At 71.0% G+C, this 16,085-nt stretch carries 10 protein-coding genes; 2 read left to right on the top strand and 8 right to left on the bottom strand.

Annotation, left to right across the window (positions count from 1 at the left end; translation table 11 throughout):
* The first annotated feature begins 91 nt into the window (after positions 1-91).
* Positions 92-1,957: an ATP-dependent zinc metalloprotease FtsH gene (ftsH, locus tag H149_RS0105165; protein ID WP_020648675.1), complete on the top strand. Its 1,866-nt coding sequence runs from the start codon at positions 92-94 to the stop codon at positions 1,955-1,957.
* Between the two features lie 42 nt (positions 1,958-1,999).
* Here ftsH and H149_RS0105160 read toward each other — a convergent pair whose 3' ends face one another.
* Both H149_RS0105160 and H149_RS0105155 read right to left on the bottom strand, forming a co-directional pair.
* Positions 2,000-2,197, bottom strand: a complete 198-nt coding sequence (locus H149_RS0105160; protein ID WP_020648674.1) for a hypothetical protein — start codon at positions 2,195-2,197, stop codon at positions 2,000-2,002.
* A gap of 11 nt (positions 2,198-2,208) precedes the next feature.
* Positions 2,209-4,692, bottom strand: coding sequence for a flavin-containing monooxygenase (locus H149_RS0105155; RefSeq protein ID WP_051101807.1), 2,484 nt, complete (start codon positions 4,690-4,692; stop codon positions 2,209-2,211).
* 237 nt (positions 4,693-4,929) lie between these two features.
* Between H149_RS0105155 and H149_RS0105150 the strand changes: the two genes are divergently transcribed.
* Positions 4,930-5,970 (top strand): AraC family transcriptional regulator, encoded by a 1,041-nt coding sequence (locus H149_RS0105150; protein ID WP_020648672.1) that lies wholly within the window; start codon positions 4,930-4,932, stop codon positions 5,968-5,970.
* Between the two features lie 37 nt (positions 5,971-6,007).
* On the opposite strand, the gene H149_RS0105145 is transcribed toward H149_RS0105150, so the two are convergent.
* From H149_RS0105145 to H149_RS21980, 6 genes are all read right to left on the bottom strand, one after another.
* Complete coding sequence (locus H149_RS0105145) at positions 6,008-6,433, bottom strand: NUDIX hydrolase (protein ID WP_281167567.1); 426 nt, start codon at positions 6,431-6,433, stop codon at positions 6,008-6,010.
* 74 nt (positions 6,434-6,507) lie between these two features.
* Positions 6,508-7,047, bottom strand: coding sequence for an Hsp20/alpha crystallin family protein (locus H149_RS0105140; protein ID WP_020648670.1), 540 nt, complete (start codon positions 7,045-7,047; stop codon positions 6,508-6,510).
* A 95-nt stretch (positions 7,048-7,142) separates the two neighbouring features.
* Positions 7,143-8,036 carry a diguanylate cyclase gene (locus tag H149_RS0105135; protein WP_020648669.1) on the bottom strand — a complete coding sequence of 298 codons (894 nt, stop codon included), beginning with the start codon at positions 8,034-8,036 and terminating at the stop codon, positions 7,143-7,145.
* Between the two features lie 4 nt (positions 8,037-8,040).
* Positions 8,041-9,507: an ATP-binding protein gene (locus H149_RS21985; protein WP_020648668.1), complete on the bottom strand. Its 1,467-nt coding sequence runs from the start codon at positions 9,505-9,507 to the stop codon at positions 8,041-8,043.
* Between the two features lie 453 nt (positions 9,508-9,960).
* Complete coding sequence (locus tag H149_RS0105125) at positions 9,961-10,890, bottom strand: GGDEF domain-containing protein (protein WP_020648667.1); 930 nt, start codon at positions 10,888-10,890, stop codon at positions 9,961-9,963.
* Positions 10,887-15,983: a PAS domain S-box protein gene (locus H149_RS21980; RefSeq protein WP_020648666.1), complete on the bottom strand. Its 5,097-nt coding sequence runs from the start codon at positions 15,981-15,983 to the stop codon at positions 10,887-10,889. The genes H149_RS0105125 and H149_RS21980 overlap by 4 nt, the downstream gene beginning before the upstream one ends.
* Positions 15,984-16,085: the final 102 nt, after the last annotated feature.

The raw sequence follows: 16,085 nt of genomic DNA, 5'->3' as shown, positions 1-16,085 counted from the left end.
CCGGCGGCCCTTGATGAGTGTCAACGCGCGCGCCGCGCGGCCATGGCCCAATATCGGCCATCGCCCGCGCCGAAGTCCCGCCAGGACCCTCATGGATCGCAAGACCCAGCTCAACCTCGCCTACCTGCTCATCGCCGTGTTCGGCGTGCTCATGCTGCAGTCGCTGTTCTCGACGATGACGCGGGTCGAAGCGGTGCCGTACAGCGAGTTCCAGCAGCGGCTCAAGAACGGCGAGATCAGCGAAGTCGAAATCTCCGAGGACGCCGTCAAGGGCACGCTGAAGAATCCGCAGCCGGGCAAGACCCAGTACCTGCTGGCCAATCGCGTCGCGCCGGAGCTGATCGCCGAACTCGACGCTGCCGGCGTCAAGTATTACCAGGTGCACGAGAGCGGCCTGCTGCGCACGCTGGCGTCCTGGGTGATCCCGCTGCTGCTGTTCTACGCGGTGTGGATGTTCGCGTTCCGCAAGATGGCCGACAAACAGGGCATGGGCGGACTGCTGTCGATCGGCAAGAGCCGCGCCAAGGTCTTCGTCGAGACGGACACCAAGGTCACCTTCGCCGACGTCGCCGGCGTCGACGAGGCCAAGGCCGAGCTGCAGGAGATCGTCAATTTCCTCAAGGACCCGCAGGGCTACGGCCGCCTCGGCGCGCGCTTGCCGAAGGGCATCCTGCTGGTCGGTCCGCCGGGCACCGGCAAGACCCTGCTGGCGCGCGCCGTCGCCGGCGAGGCCGGCGTGCCGTTCTTCTCGATCAGCGGCTCGGAGTTCGTCGAGATGTTCGTCGGCGTCGGCGCCGCGCGGGTCCGCGACCTGTTCGAGCACGCGCGCGAAAAGGCACCGGCGATCATCTTCATCGACGAGCTCGACGCGCTCGGCCGCGCGCGCGGCGCCACGCCCTGGGGCGGCCACGACGAAAAGGAACAGACGCTCAACCAGCTGCTCTCGGAAATGGACGGCTTCGATCCGCGCCAGGGCCTGGTCCTGCTCGCCGCCACCAACCGCCCCGAGATCCTCGACCCGGCGCTGCTGCGCGCCGGCCGCTTCGACCGCCAGGTGCTGGTCGACCGCCCCGACAAGCGCGGCCGCCTGCAGATCCTGAAGGTGCATATCGGCAAGGTGAAGCTCGCCGAAGGCGTCGATCTCGGCGAGATCGCGGCAATGACGCCCGGCTTCTCCGGCGCCGATCTCGCCAACCTCGTCAACGAGGCCGCGCTGCTGGCGACGCGGCGCGGCGCCGACACCGTGACGACGCAGGATTTCGGCAACGCCGTCGAACGCATCGTCGCCGGCCTCGAAAAGAAGAACCGCCTGCTCAATCCGAAGGAACGCCGCGTCGTCGCCTATCACGAGCTCGGCCACGCCTTCGTCGCCATGAGCCTGTCGGGGACCGATCCGGTGCACAAGGTCTCGATCATCCCGCGCGGCATCGGCGCGCTCGGCTACACGATCCAGCGTCCGACCGACGACCGTTATCTGATGTCGCGCGTCGAGCTGGAAAACAAGATGGCGGTGCTGCTCGGCGGCCGCGCGTCGGAGGCCTGCGTGTTCGGCGAGATTTCGACCGGCGCCGCCGACGATCTGGTCAAGGCCACCGACATCGCGCGCAGCATGGTGACCCGCTACGGCATGACCCCGGAACTCGGCCAGGTCGCCTACGAGAACGGCAACCATCCGTTTCTCGATACGCCGGAAATGCGCGATCCGGAGCGCCGCTACAGCGAGGACACGGCGCGCAAGATCGACCAGGCCGTGCAGGCGCTGGTCGACGGCGCCTACCAGCGCGCGCTGACGCTGTTGCGCAGCGAGCGTGCGGCGCTCGACCGCGCCGCCGAGGCGCTGCTCGCCAAGGAAACGCTGCTCGAAGCCGAACTGGCCACCTATCTGCACGGCGGCGACGCGGCGGCGCCGAGCAGCGCGGCCGCGCCGGCGCCGGCTTCGCCGCCGGCCGGAGCTTGAGCCGGCCGGCGCTCGGCGTCCGGCCGCTCGCGATTCGGCGCCTCAGGCCTCGCCGCGGCCGCTGCGGCGGGTGCCCTGCTCCATCACGTTCTGCACTTCGAGTTCCAGCCACAGCATCGTGTGTGCCCGCGCCCGGCTGATCTCGGCGTGGAACGACTCCGCCGGCGGATACAGCAGCTCGCGCCGCTGCTGCGCCGCGCTGGCCGTACGGCCGGGCTGGCGATTCGGTCTTCCGCGCATCTTCGTCCCCTTCAGCCCGCCGCGCCGAGCGGCGCGAGTTCGGCATGGCACGCTTCGGTGGCACGCGACGGCAGCGCCGCGCGGCGGCTGAACGCGGCCAGCGTCGCCAGCGCGTCGCGCGCCGTGCGCAGATAGAACGACTGCAGGTGGAAGACGTGCCAGCGCGCCTCGTGGATTTCGAGCGTGCAGCGCACGCCGCACTGCGCCGCGCGCGCGGCCAGACGCAGCGAATCGGACAGCAGGATCTCCTGACTGCCGGCCTGCACCAGCATCGGCGGCAGGCCGGCGAGATCCTGCTCCAGCAGCGTGCTGCCGGCGCCGGCCGGCGCGCGATACCAGTACAGGCCCTGCTGCAGCCAGCCGAGACGGATCATCGGATCGTCGCCGCGACGGGTACGCAGCGTCTCGCCGCCGAGCCGTGCGTCGGTGACCGGCGAGATCAGCGCCAGCGCGGCCGGCTTCTGGCCGGCGCGAACCAGACGCAGCGCCAGTTCGAGCGCCAGCGCGCCGCCGGCCGAATCGCCGGCGATGACGATCTGGTCGGCGCGCAGGCCCTGCGCGAGCATCGCCCGGAAGCAGGACTGCGCGTCGTCGAGCGCGGCCGGATAGCGATGCTCCGGCGCGAGCCGGTAATCGGGCACCCACACCGGCAGACCGGCGCCGGCGGCCAGATGCGTGGTGACGCCGCGATGCGTGGCCGGACTGCCCAAGCAGAACGCGCCGCCGTGCAGATAGAGGATCGCCGCGCCGCCGCGACTCTGCGCCGGCTCGACGATCTCGACGTCGCGGCCGGCGACCGCGGTGCGGCGCGTGCGCACGCCGCCGCGGCCCGGCATCAGCCGCGCCAGCGTCGCGACCACCGCGCGCTCGAAGCCGGCCGGAAACGGCGGGCCGATCAGCGGCCGGAACATGCCGCGCAGGATCGCCCGCATCAGCACCGCGCTGGCGCGCTCGACGCGATCGGCCGGCGCCGCGATGCGCTCGATGCGCGTGCCCTCGCCGTCCTGCTCGACGCGGCTGAAGCGATAGGCCTGCAGGCTGCTGAAGCGGGTCAGCGCGCGATAGCTGAGCGTGAAGCCGGGCCAGTTGGTGCTGTTGTGGCCGTTGGCGTCGACGTACCAGCTCTTGCAGCCGTTCCAGACCGTGCCGCCGAGGCGCTGCTGCACCTGCGTGTTGAAGGCGCGGTAGCGGTCCGCCTTGACCTCGATCGCGGCGGCGCCGCTGCGCCGCAGCTGCGTCAGGCAACGCATGACGTGCGCGATCTGGCTCTCCAGCATGTAGACGATCGAGTTGTGGCCGAGATTGGTGTTCGGCCCGTAGAGCATGAAGAAGTTCGGGAAGCCCGGCACCGTCATGCCCAGATAGGCGGCGGCGCCCTGCGCCCAGGCGTCGTTGAGGTCGCGGCCGTCGCGGCCGGTGATGCGCATCGGCGACAGGAACTCGGTCGCCGCGAAGCCGGTGCCGTAGACGATCGCGTCGACCTCGTGCACGCGGCCGTCGGCAGTCTCGATGCCCTCGGGCACGACGCGGCGGATCGCGTCGGTGACCAGCTCGACATTCGGCCGCGCGATCGCGGCGAGGTATTCGCTGCTCAGCAGCACGCGCTTGCAGCCGACCGGATAATCCGGCACCAGTTTGGCGCGCAGCGCCGGATCGGCCACCTGCTGCGCCAGCAGCTTGCGGAACGGGCGCTCGACCGCCGGCTTCATCAGCCACTTGAAGCGCGTGAACGCCAGCGCGCGCGCTTCGTACTGCAGATAAATGCGCAGGCGATGCAGTCGCGCGCGCAGCGGCCAGCGCGAGAAGGCCTGCTGCTCGGATGCCCGGTACGGGCGATCCGGACGCGCCATCATCCACGCCGGCGAACGCTGGAACACCGACAGGCGCTGCACTTTCGGCGCGATCGCCGGCACGAACTGGATCGCCGAGGCGCCGGTGCCGATCACCGCGACGCGCTGGCCTTCGAGCGCATACGAAGCGTCCCACTGCGCCGAATGGAAGCTGCGGCCGCGGAAATCGGCGAGGCCCGGCAGCTTCGGCAGCGCCGGGCGGCTGAGCTGGCCGACGCCGCTGACCAGCAGCCGCGCCTGCAGCGTCGCGCCGCCGCGCAGCATCACCGTCCACAGCGCATGCACCTCGTCGTAGCGCGCGCCCTCGACCTCGCTGCCGAAGCGGATGTGCGGCAGCAGCTGGTACTGGCGCGCGCAGTGCTGCAGATAGGCGGCGATCTCGGGCTGGCGTGCGAACACGTGCGACCAGCGCGGATTCGGTTCGAACGAGAACGAGTACAGGTGCGAGGGCACGTCGCAGGCGGCGCCCGGATAATGGTTGTCGCGCCAGACGCCGCCGACGTCTCCGGCCTTCTCGAGGATCACGAAGTCCTCGACCCCGGCGCGACGCAGCGCCACGCCCATGCCGATGCCGGCGAAGCCGGCACCGATCACGATCGCGCTCAGCGGCGCGGCGCAACCCGGGTTGCGGCCGGCGTCAGCCATGGAGCGCTCCGGCATGTCGGCAAAAGTCTGCGGCGCGCGCACAGGTGGCCGGCGCAAGGGTCTGGCAAAGATACGGCATGGCTCCTCCGGCGGGCCCGTGGAGCCCGCGATGTTGTGCCGGAAGTGTGCGCGGCCCGCGCCGCGCCCGGCCATGCCGGGACGGGACAACTATTTTATGATTCGGGCCAAATGATGGCCCGCCAACCCTAATCGGAAGCCTCTGCCGAGAACCGCTCGATGAGCGTCTGGGACTTCAAGCGCAGTACCGCCAGCGTGCAGCTGCTCGTCGCGTTCGGCCGCGAGCGCGGCCACGCCGAGGCCGAGCTGCTGCGCGGCAGCGGCCTGTCGCCGGCCCAGCTCGCCGACCCGAACGTCGAGATCGCCGCGGTGCGCGAGTTGCGCGTGATTGCCAACCTGCTGCGCCTCAGCGGCGACGCCCCCGGCCTCGGTCTCAGCGCCGGCCTGCGCTATCACTTCACCGCCTACGGCTTCTGGGGCTACGGCCTGGTCAGCAGCGCCACCGCCGCCGATGCGCTGCGTTTGGCGCTGCGCTTCCTCCCGCTGACCTATGCGTTCACGCAGATCTCGTTCCACGAGCAGCAGGGCCTGGGCATCCTGCGCTTCGACGCGCCGGACTGCGCCGAGAATCTCAAGCGCTTCGTCGTCGAGCGCGACGTCGCCGCCGCGGCGACGCTGCTGCACGAGCTGGCCGGCCCGTCGTTCACGCTGCGCCGCATGGCCTTGCGCGAGGCGCCGCCGCGCGCGGGCACGGCACGCGAAGCGTCGATGCGTCTGTTCGGGATCGAGCCGGTCTACGGCGCCGCCAGCAATCATCTCGCCTTCGACCGCGCCGACCTGGCGCGGCCGCTGCCCGGCGCCAATCCGGTCACCGCGGCGATGTGCGAGCAGCTGTGCAGCGAGCTCGTGCAGCGGCGCCGCGCCGCGATCAGCACCGCCGAAGCGGTGCGCCTGTATCTGCAGGCACCGGCCACGCGTCTGCCCGACCTCGACGGCATGGCGCGCCAGCTCAACGTCAGCACGCGGACGCTCAAGCGGCGCCTGCACAGCGAGGGCACGTCGTTCCGCCTGCTGCTGGAGGATTGCCGGCGCGCACTCGCCGACGAGTTGCTGCGCGATCGCCGGCTGCGTCTCGGCGCCGTCGCCGAACGGCTCGGCTTCGCCGATCTGTCGAGCTTCTCGCAGGCCTACAAGCGCTGGCATGGCGTGCCGCCGTCGACGCGGCGCGCGACCGCAGCGGCGCGGCGCCCCGCGCGCTGATACCAGGGCTCGTTGAGGCGAATCGCGTCAACAGGCCCTAGTCCGGGCGCGGGGCAGCGCCCAATACCTGCAGCAGCGCATCGAGCAGCGGCCGCTGGCTCGCCAGCAGTTTGCGTCGTGCCGCGTCCAGACCGAACCAGCCGGCACGGTCGACTTCCGGAAAGCGGCGGCGCTGCCCGGAACGCGGCGGCCATTCCAGCTCGAAGTGATTGCTGACGATCGCGCCGGCGTCGACCCCGGCTTCGACCGCCCAGGCCAGCACGCGCTTGCCGCCGGCCTGCCGCAGCGGCGGCAGCGCGCGGAACTCGCCGTCGATCGCCTGCCCGGTCTCCTCGACAAATTCGCGTCGCGCCGCATCGAGCGCGATTTCATCCGGGCCGGCTTCGCCCTTGCAGATCGACCAGGCACCGTCGTCGCGCCGCGCCCAGAACGGGCCGCCCGGATGGACGAGGAAGACCTCCAGCCCGGCCTCGCCATGCCGATACGGCAGCAGACCGGCGCTGAACGGCGCCGGCCGCCGCGCCGCCGCACGCTCGTTCAGGAGGCCGCCTTGATCGGGATCTTCTTCTCGCGCTTGGCTTCGGCCGATTTCGGCAGATTGAGCGTCAGCACCCCGTTCTTGAAGCGGGCTTCGATCTTGTCGGCATCGACGCCGTCGGGCAGCCGGAACGCGCGCTCGAAATAGCCGTAGCGGCGCTCGGAGACATGGAGCCGCTTCTTGGTGTTCTCGCTCTCTTCCTTCTTCTCGCCGGTGATCGTCAGCAGGCCGTTGGCGACCTGGACGTCGACATTCTTCTCATCCATGCCCGGCAGCTCGACGGTGATCTCGTAGTTGCCGTCGTGCTCGACGATCTCCGAGGCCGGCGTCGCCGCCGTCAGCCAGTCGCGGCGCCAGAACGGCTCGGACTCGAAGGCGTTGCGACGGAACGGCGAATGGCGGTCGAAGTCGTCGAACAGGCGATCGACCTCGCGGCGCAGGCTTTCGAACGGATGCCAGTCGCGCGGCTTCTCGGCCGTCGCCATCGCCTGCTGCTTCTGCGGCGCCGCGGCCGGCGCCGTGGAACGCTGATCAGCCATGGAAATTCTCCTGCTCGGGTCGGGGGCTTTCGACGCTATGCCGCCGCTGCCCGACCCGCCTTGACCTGCATCAAAGCCCGGCGGGGCTGCCCGCATCAGCCGCAGACGCGATTGCGGCCGAGCGACTTGGCTTCGTAGAGGCGCCAGTCGGCTTTCTCGACGAGCGCCTCGATCGTGTCGCGCTCGCCGGGGACCAGGGTCGCCACGCCGAGGCTGACCGTCAGCACCTGCGCCGGCGTGTGCGGATGGGCGATCGCCGCCGCCTCGACTTCGCGGCGCAGGTACTCGGCGGTGCGCAGCGCCTCGTCGCGGGCAGTGCCCGGCAGCAGGCACGCGAACTCCTCGCCGCCGTAGCGCGCCAGCAGATCCTGCGGCCGGCGCAGCGCAGCGCCCAGCGCGGCGGCAACCGCGCGCAGGCAATGATCGCCATAGGTGTGCCCATGCAGATCGTTGCACGACTTGAAGCGATCGATATCGATCAGCACCAGACTCAGTGGCTGGCACGTGCGCCGTGCGACGCGACCTTCGAAATGCAGCAGCTGATCGAAATAGCGGCGGTTGAGGACGCCGGTCAGCGCATCTTCATAGGCCATCGCGCGCAGGCGATCCGCCTGCGCCTTGAGCTGCAAGTGTCGGGCGACGCGCGCGCGCACCGCTTCGTAACGGATCGGCTTGCGGATGAAGTCGATCGCCCCCGCCGCCAGGCCGGCCGCCTCGGATGCCGGCGAGTCGTGGCTGGTCACGAAGATCACCGGAATCGACGCGGTTGCCGGATTGGCCTTCAGGCGGCGACAGGTCTGCAGGCCATCCAGGCCCGGCATCTCGATGTCGAGCAGCAGCAGATCCGGCGCCTCGCGCAGGCACAGCTCGAGGGCCTGCTCGCCGTCGCCGGCCAGCAGTATTTCGTACTCGTCGCCGAGCATCTGTTCGAGAAGATGACGGTTCGCCGGATCGTCATCGACGATCAGCACGCGCGGACGCAAGGTCATGGCACTACCGATCCGGCGCGGCCGGCAGCAGGAAGTGGAAGCGGCTGCCTTGCCCCTCGTTGGCGTCGACCCAGATCCGTCCGCCGTGCTGTTCGACGATGCGCTTGCACAGCGCCAGCCCCAGCCCGGTGCCGGGATAGCGGTCCTGCGGATGCAGCCGCGCGAACAGCTCGAAGATCTTCTCGCGCCTATTCTCCGGAATGCCGATGCCGTTGTCGCTGATCGCGAAGTGCCAGTGCGCGCCTTCGCGCTGCGCCGCGACCCGCACTTCGGGCGCGACGCCCGTGGCGTGGAACTTCAGGCCGTTGCAGACGATGTTCTGGAACAGCTGCAGCAGTTCGGCGCGGTTGCCGCGGACGCGCGGCAACGCGGTGTCGACACGGACCTGCGCGGCGCCGGCCGCCAGCATCGTGTCGAGGGCCTGCACGAGTTCGGCGGTGTCGACGGCGGCGTCGCGCGGCACGTCGGCGCCGGCCTTGGCCAGCGCCAGCAGCTCGACGATGAGCTGGCGCATGCGCACGCTGCAGTCCTCGATGAAGGACAGCGACTTCAGCGCTTCCGGCGTCACCGCCTCGCCGAGCTGACGGCGCAGCAGCTGCGAGAACTCGATGATCGAATGCAGCGGTGCCTGCAGATCGTGCGACGCGACGTAGGCGAACTGCACGAAGTCCTCGCGCCCCTGCGGCGGCGGCTCGGGGCTCGCCTGGCCGCCATCGTCGGCGCGGATGAGCAGATACGAAGCGCTGCGCTGCCCGCTCTCGACCACCGGCCATGCCAGCACGCTCGCGTCGCGCCGCGCAGCCGGGCCACCCTCGATCGGCCGCGAGGGCGCACTGATCCGCAGCGGTCGCGGATTCTCGATCACGTCCGCGAGCGCCGCGGTGATGCGCTCGCGCTCGTCCGGCGCGAGCGCGCCGCACGACCACGCGTCGACGAAGGCCTGGCCCTGGATGTCAGCGGTCGCGCGGGCGGCGACGCGCGCGTAAGCCGCGTTGACGAAGCGCACGCGCAGCTGCCGGTCGAGCAGCGCGCACGGCGCGTAGTCGCGTGCGCAGAAGCTGTGCAGGCCGATGCTGACGACATCGCCGAACGACGGGTCGGATGCACCGCGCGCCGCCGGCGCGCACGCCTCGAGCCCGCGCAGCGTGCGCTCCAGCTCCTCGGCGTTGACCGGCTTGTACAGGATGCGGGCCCCGGCGGCCCGCGCCGCCCGCACCGGCAAGGCGTCCGGATCGAAGGCGGTGACGGCGACGACGCCGATCGGCCTGGCGGCGCCGGCGAGTGTCGCGGCCAGCTGCGCACCGTCGATGTCCGGCATGTGCAGATCGGTGACGACGCAGCACGGCGACTCGCCGTCGATCGCGGCGAGACAGTCGACCGCCGAAGCGAAGGCGCGCGTCCGCCAGCCCAGCGCGGTGACGAGGAATTCGAGGCCGCTGCGTGCGGCCGGATCGTCGTCGACCACGTACACCGTCCGCGCGCCGGTCCGGCCGCCCGGGCGGCGGCACGTAGCGCTCGCCGCGACGGCTGACGGTTGGTCCGCACCGGCGCGCGCGCGGTCGTTTCCCGCGGCGATGGAATCGTCCGGCGGTGCTGGCGGCCCGCCGCGTTGCCGGCGGCTGCTGTCCCATTGCCCTGGGTTCGCGTCGTTACACGAATACGCCGCCCCGGCCATGGCTCGTTCAACACGAAAGTCCATGAGCCCCCCTGCTGACCGGACTTCGGTAACGCGGAAACCTTGGATCGCCCCCATCCAGGTTTTCCGTACGCTAGCGCACCCATAGGGCACATCTCGCATCGCTTGCCGCCGGCCGGCATCGCGAGACCGACCGACGGCAAGCGGCGGTGCCCGCCGACGTAGCTTGCGCGGCCGCCTCAAGACGATCAATGCCTCGGAGGCACGCCGGCGCGGGCTGCGGCAACGCTAGTCGCGGGCCGCATCGCTCTGCCCTGCGCCACGCTTGCGCGCGCGCTTGCGCGCGTACAGCGCGGCGTCGGCGGCCTCGACCAGCAGGTCCGGCGTCTCGCCGGCGGCCGGGATCCGGCACGCGCAGCCGGCGCTGACACTCATCGGCAACGGCGTGCCGTCGCAGCGCACGGCTTGCGCGGTCGAAGCGACACGCGCCTCCAGCTCGTTCGCGATCGCCTGCGCGCCGTCGCCGGGCGTCTCGGGCAGCAGGATCACGAACTCGTCGCCGCCGAAGCGACCGACGAAATCGCCCGGGCGCTGCGCGAGCTGCTCGGCGATCCGCGCGACCCGCCGCAGGACGGCGTCGCCGATGCCGTGCCCGTAACGATCGTTGTAGGACTTGAAGTCATCGACGTCGAAGAACAGCAGCGACAGCGGTGCGTGCGCACGCTGGGCCCGTTGCCACTCGCGCTGCAGCGCCGCCTCGAAGCCGCGGCGGTTGCCGACCCCGGTCAGGCCGTCCATCAGCGCCAGCTGCTCGAGCTGGCGCGTGCGCCGCCGCAGCTGCACCTGCGTACGCAGGCGCGCACGCACGATCGGCAGCGAGAACGGCTTGGTGATGTAATCGACGGCCCCCAGTTCGAGCCCGCGGGTCTCGGCCACCTGCGAACCCTCGGCGGTGACGAACAGCACCGGAATGTCCTGCGTCTGCGCGCGCGCCTTGAGGCGCCGGCAGACCTCGTAGCCGTCCATGCCCGGCATCATGATGTCGAGCAGAATCGCGTCCGGCAGCGTCTCGTCGTCGATCAGCGCCAATGCGCGTGCACCGCCGGTCGCGACCATGATGTCGTAATCGTCGGCCAGCGCCTCGCTGAGCAGGCGCAGATTGGCCGGCGTGTCGTCGACGATCAGGACCAGCGGACGCTCGGCGGCATCAGCGCTCACGGCAACTCCTCCAGCAGCGCCTCGAGCCCGGCTTGCGCCTGGTCGTAGTCGAACGACTCGAGCGCGCGCGCGAGCGTCTCCGCCGCCGGCTGCAGGGCCGTGCCCGCGCAGGCCTCGAGCACCGCACCGATCCGTACCGCCGGCACCGCGCGATGGCGGCGCAAACGCTCGCCGATCTCCGCCAGCAGCGCCGGCAGCGCCGCCGTCATGTGCGCCGCTGCTGGCGTACCGTCGGGCGTCGGCAAGGCCTGCCGGATGGCGGCGCAGACCGTGCGCATGCGCGCCGCGAAGCCGTCGAGCTCGGCCGCGCTGAGTGCGCTCGCGCGCGTCTCCAGATCGGCGGCGGCGTCGGCGAGGCCCTGGGCGCCGACCGCCGCCGCGCTGCCGCGCAGGCTGTGCAGCTGGCCAACCAGGGCCGCGGGGTCCTGGCGCGCGAACGCACCGTGCAGCGCGGCGATGGCCGCCTCGCCATCGGCCGCGAAGCGGCGCAGCAGCTGTGCGTAGAGAACGCGATCGCCGCCCAGACGGGCGAGCGCGGCGACATGATCGACGCAGGCGGGCGATGGCTCCGGGTCGCGCGCCGGGCTCCCGGCTCCGGCCTGCGCCTGCGGCATCGCCACGCGCTCGGGAATCCAGCGGCGCAGCACTTCGGCCAGCGCGACCAGTTCGATCGGCTTGGCCAGATGATCGTCCATGCCGGCGGCGCGGGCCGCGTCGCGATCCTCGTCGAGCGCCGCCGCGGTCATCGCCACGATCGGCATTCGCGCCCCGCATTCGCGGGCGCGAATGCGCCGGCACGCCTCGAGGCCGTCCATCTGCGGCATCTGCACATCCATCAGCACCAGATCGTAGGCCTGCGCCGCGGTACGCGCCACGGCTTCGACGCCGTTGCCGGCGATGTCGGCCGTGAAGCCGAGACGCCGCAGCAGTTCGTCGGCGACCTGCTGATTGATCGGGTTGTCCTCGACCAGCAGGATGCGCGCGCCGGAACGACCGGCGAGCCGCTCGCGCAGGGCCTGCGCGGCCGACTGCGGCGCGCTGCGCAGCGGCCACAGCCGGTCTTCGAGACCGGCGAGCGCGTTGAACAGCCGCGACGGCGTCACCGGCTTGCTCAGTTTCGCCACCGTGCCGTCGAGCGCGGCGCTGGTCTCCGCGTCGGACGCCATCAGCAGCAGGCGCAGCGGCGGCAGCACGCCGGCGTCGATGGTGTGCTGCAGCTTCACGACCAGCTCGCTGCCGTCGATGTCCGGCAGGCGCCCGTCGATCAGCGCCAGATTGAACGGCCGGCCGCTGCCGGCGGCGGCGTCGAAGGCGCGCCAGGCTTCGTCGGCGGACGCCGCGGTGGCGGCCTCGATGCCCCAGCCGGACAGCAGCTCGGCGAGGATCTTGCGGGACGTCGGATGATCGTCGATCACCAGCGCGCGCGCGCCGGAGAAGCGCGCTTCGCGCGACGGGGCGGCGGGCGCCGCCGGCAAGGGCACGACGAAGCTGAAGCGGCTGCCGTGGCCGAGCTCGCTGCGGACCTCGAAGCGTCCGCGCATCATCTCGACCAGACCCTTGCTGATCGCCAGTCCGAGGCCGCTGCCGCCGTAGCGGCGCGTCGTCGAGCTGTCGCCCTGCGAGAACGCCTCGAACAGCTGCGCCTGCTGCTCGGCGCTCATGCCGATGCCGGTGTCCTCGACCGAGAAGCGCAGTTCTGCGCCCGGGCCGGACGGTGCGACCCGTTCGACCGCGACGCGGATCTCGCCGTGCTCCGTGAACTTCAGCGCATTGCCGACCAGGTTGTTGAGGATCTGCGTCAGACGCAGGGCGTCGCCGCGCAGCATGCGCGGCACACCCTCGCCGACCTGCACCGTCAGCTCGATGCCCTTGGCCTCGGCCGACAGGGAGAACAGGTCCAGCACGCTTTCGAGCAGATGGTCGAGTGCGAACGGCGCATCCTCGAGCGCGAGGCGGCCGGCCTCGATCTTCGAGTAGTCGAGGATGTCGTTGAGGATGTTCAGCAGCGCCGTCGAGGCGCCGCGGATCTTGCGCAGATAATCCTGCTGGCGCGCGTCGAGCGTGGTTTCGTCGAGCAGTTGCAGCAGGCCGAGCACGGCATTGAGCGGGGTGCGGATCTCGTGGCTCATCGTCGCCACGAAGCGGCTCTTGGCCTGGGTCGCGGCCTCGGCCTGGCGGCTGCGCTCGGTCAGCGCGTCGTTGGCGCGCTCGAGCGCGAGCTGCGCCTTCTTCAGCTCGGTGACGTCGGTGACCAGCACGTAGAAGCCCCGCACGTGGTCGCCGTCGACGTCCGGAATGTAGTGGGCCCAGGTGTAGCCCACCGACCCGTCGCTGCGCACCAGCGTGCGCTCGAAGCGCTGCACTTCGCCGGCCAGCGCCGCGCGCACGTAGGGTTCGTTGGCGCGGAACAGTTTCTCGCCGAGCAGATCCTGGATGCGCACGCCGATCAGTTCCTCCGGCTGGCGGCCGAACCACAGGCGGTACGCCGCGTTCGCGAAGCGGCAGCGCAGCTCCGCATCCCAGTAACCGATCATGCCCGGCAAGGCGTCGGTGATGGTGCGCAGGAAGCGTTCGCGGTCGAGCAGCGCCTGTGCCGCCTGCTTGCGTTCGGTGATGTCGTGCACCTGGGCAATGAAGTAGCGCGGCACGCCGTCCGGGCCGTCGACCTTCGAAGCGGCGAGCATGGCCCAGATCACCGCGCCGTCCTTGCGCATGTAGCGCTTCTCGAGGTGGTAGTTCTGGCGCTTGCCGCGCACCAGTTCATCGAGCAGCGCGAGGTCGGCACCGAGATCGTCCGGGTGCGTGATGTCCCCGAAGGTGCGCTGCTGCAGCTCCGCTTCGCTGTAACCGAGCAGCTGGCACAGCGACGGGTTGACCTGCATGAAATGGCCGTCGAGGCCGACCAGCGCCAGACCGATCGCCGCCGCCTCGTAGGTCGAACGAAAGCGAGTCTCGCTCTCCTGCAGGCGATCGCGCGCCTGCTGCAGCGCGCCGTTGGCTTCGCGCAGCTCGCGCGTGCGCTGTCCGACCAGTTCCTCGAGACGCTGCTGGTGCACCGCCAGCTCGGCGGCGATGCGCTGCTTCTCGGTGATGTCGATGACACTGATGAAGACCGTGCGCGGCCCCGATCCGGGCGACGGGAACGCCATCGCCAGCAGCACGTCGATCGGCCGCCCGTCGACAGTGCTGACGCGCATTTCGGTCGAGAACACGGCCTTGCCGGCCGCCATCGCGCCGACCTCGGCGATGAAGCCCTGCATCATGCCGGGCCCGGAGAACACCTTCTCGAGCGAGCGCAGCATGGTGGCCTTGTCGGGCGCGCCGAACATTTCGGGCGTGCGCTCGTTGACGTCGAGCACCTTGACGCCCTGCAGCATCGCCAGCGCATGTTCCGGATGGGCGCGCAGATGGGCGGCGATATCGGTCACGCCCTCGGCCCTCAACGCCGCGATCCGCGCGGCGACCTCGGACCAGTCCTCCTCCCAGATCGACACCGGGGTGGCATCGTAGATCGTGCGGAAACGGCGCTCGCTGTCGCGCAGTGCGCGCTCCGAGCGCTTCAAGGCGTCGATGTCGGTGCTCGATCCGTACCATTTGACGATGCGCTCCTGCGCGTCGAGCAGCGGCAGGGCCCGCGTCTTGAACCAGCGATAGACACCATCGTGGCGGCGCAGGCGGAACTCGATGTCGAGCGCCGCGTGCGCGATCAGGGCCGCGTTCCAGGCCCCCTGCAGCGCGGCGCGATCGTCCGGATGCACCTGCGCCTGCCAGCCCTGTCCCAGTTGCGGTTCCAGCGCCACGCCCGTGTAGTCGAGCCATTGTCGGCTCAGATAGTCGCAGGCACCGCTCGCGTCGCAGGTCCAGACCAGCAGCGGCATCGACTCGGCCAGCGTCCGCCATTCGCGGCTGCTGCGCTCGGCGGCCTCGCGCGAGCGCTCCTGCTCGCGGCGCAGCGAGGATTCCGCATCGAGGCGCTGGGCCTCGCTGCGCCGCAGGACGCGTTCGGCCTCCGCCTCCGCCCGCAACGCGCCTGCGCGCAGTTCCGCGTGCTCGCGGGTGACGTCGGTGCGCACCAGGCGCCGGCCGAGCGCCGCGAAGCCGAGGAAAACCAGCATCGCGGCGGCAGCCAGCAGCGGCACATTCTTGCGCCGCAGCGCCGCCAGTTCCGGAGCCGGGTTGTGCATCAGCAGCACGACCGTCGGCACGTCGCCCGTCGCCGCTTCGCCGGTGAGCGTGCCGAACGAGGCGGTCGCCCAGGTCCACAGGCCGTCGCGGCGCTGCAGCTGTCCCGCCGGCTGCGCGCGTATCGCCATCCACAAATCCGGATCGCGCCGGCCGAGGCCGTCGTCTCGGCCGAACATGAAGCCCCAGGATCGCGCCGGATCCGGATGCCACAGCCACTGACCGTCCGCATTGAGGACCTGCACCTCGCCCGGGACGCCGCGCAGCATGCGGTCCAGGCGCTCGAGCAGCTCGGCGGCGAGGTAGTTCACGACGACGATGCCGCGGCGGCGACCGTTGCGGTCGAAGACGGCGCTGACGATGCGGATCGTCGGCTTGTACGGCAACTGGACGCGGCCGTTTTCGACGTTCAGGTCGAGCGGCGATTCGTAGATCGCGCCGCGCGGCAGACGCATGCCTTCGTTGAAGTAGTAGCGCGACGACTTGTCCTGCAACTGCTCGCGGGCCACCAGGACCCCGGACGCGCCGTCCTTCTCGGCGCGGATCCGCTCGCGTCCGTGCTCGTCGATCCAGCGGACCTGATCGTAACGTCCGCTCCAGCCGAGCAGCTCGATGAACAGCTGGCCCAGGCGGGCTTCGGCGCCGGGGGCGTCGTCGAGTACGCCCGAGGCGCTCACGTATTCGCCGAGCAGATGGGCGGCCTCGGCCGGCCCCTGCAGACGCGCGCGCGGCACCGCGGTCGCCGATTTGACCTGCAGCATCACCCGCTCGCGCAGCAGCTGCTCGCGCGCGCGCGCGTCCGCGGCGGCCAGCAGCGCCGTCCCGAGCGCCAGCAGGATCGCCATCGGCAGCACCGTCAGCAGAATGCGACGGCGCGGCACGCGCAGCTGCGGATTCGAATCGTTGCTCATGGGCCGCCGCACGCTAGCAAGGCCGGCCCCGGTGTCGGCGAACGCCCGCCGGCCGGTAGCGCGCGACCGATGGAGCGCAGCACCCTGCCGGCCCGAGCGTGA

Source organism: Solimonas variicoloris DSM 15731 (assembly GCF_000382285.1).
Taxonomy (GTDB): domain Bacteria; phylum Pseudomonadota; class Gammaproteobacteria; order Nevskiales; family Nevskiaceae; genus Solimonas; species Solimonas variicoloris.
This window is presented reverse-complemented; position numbering and strand designations above follow the sequence as displayed.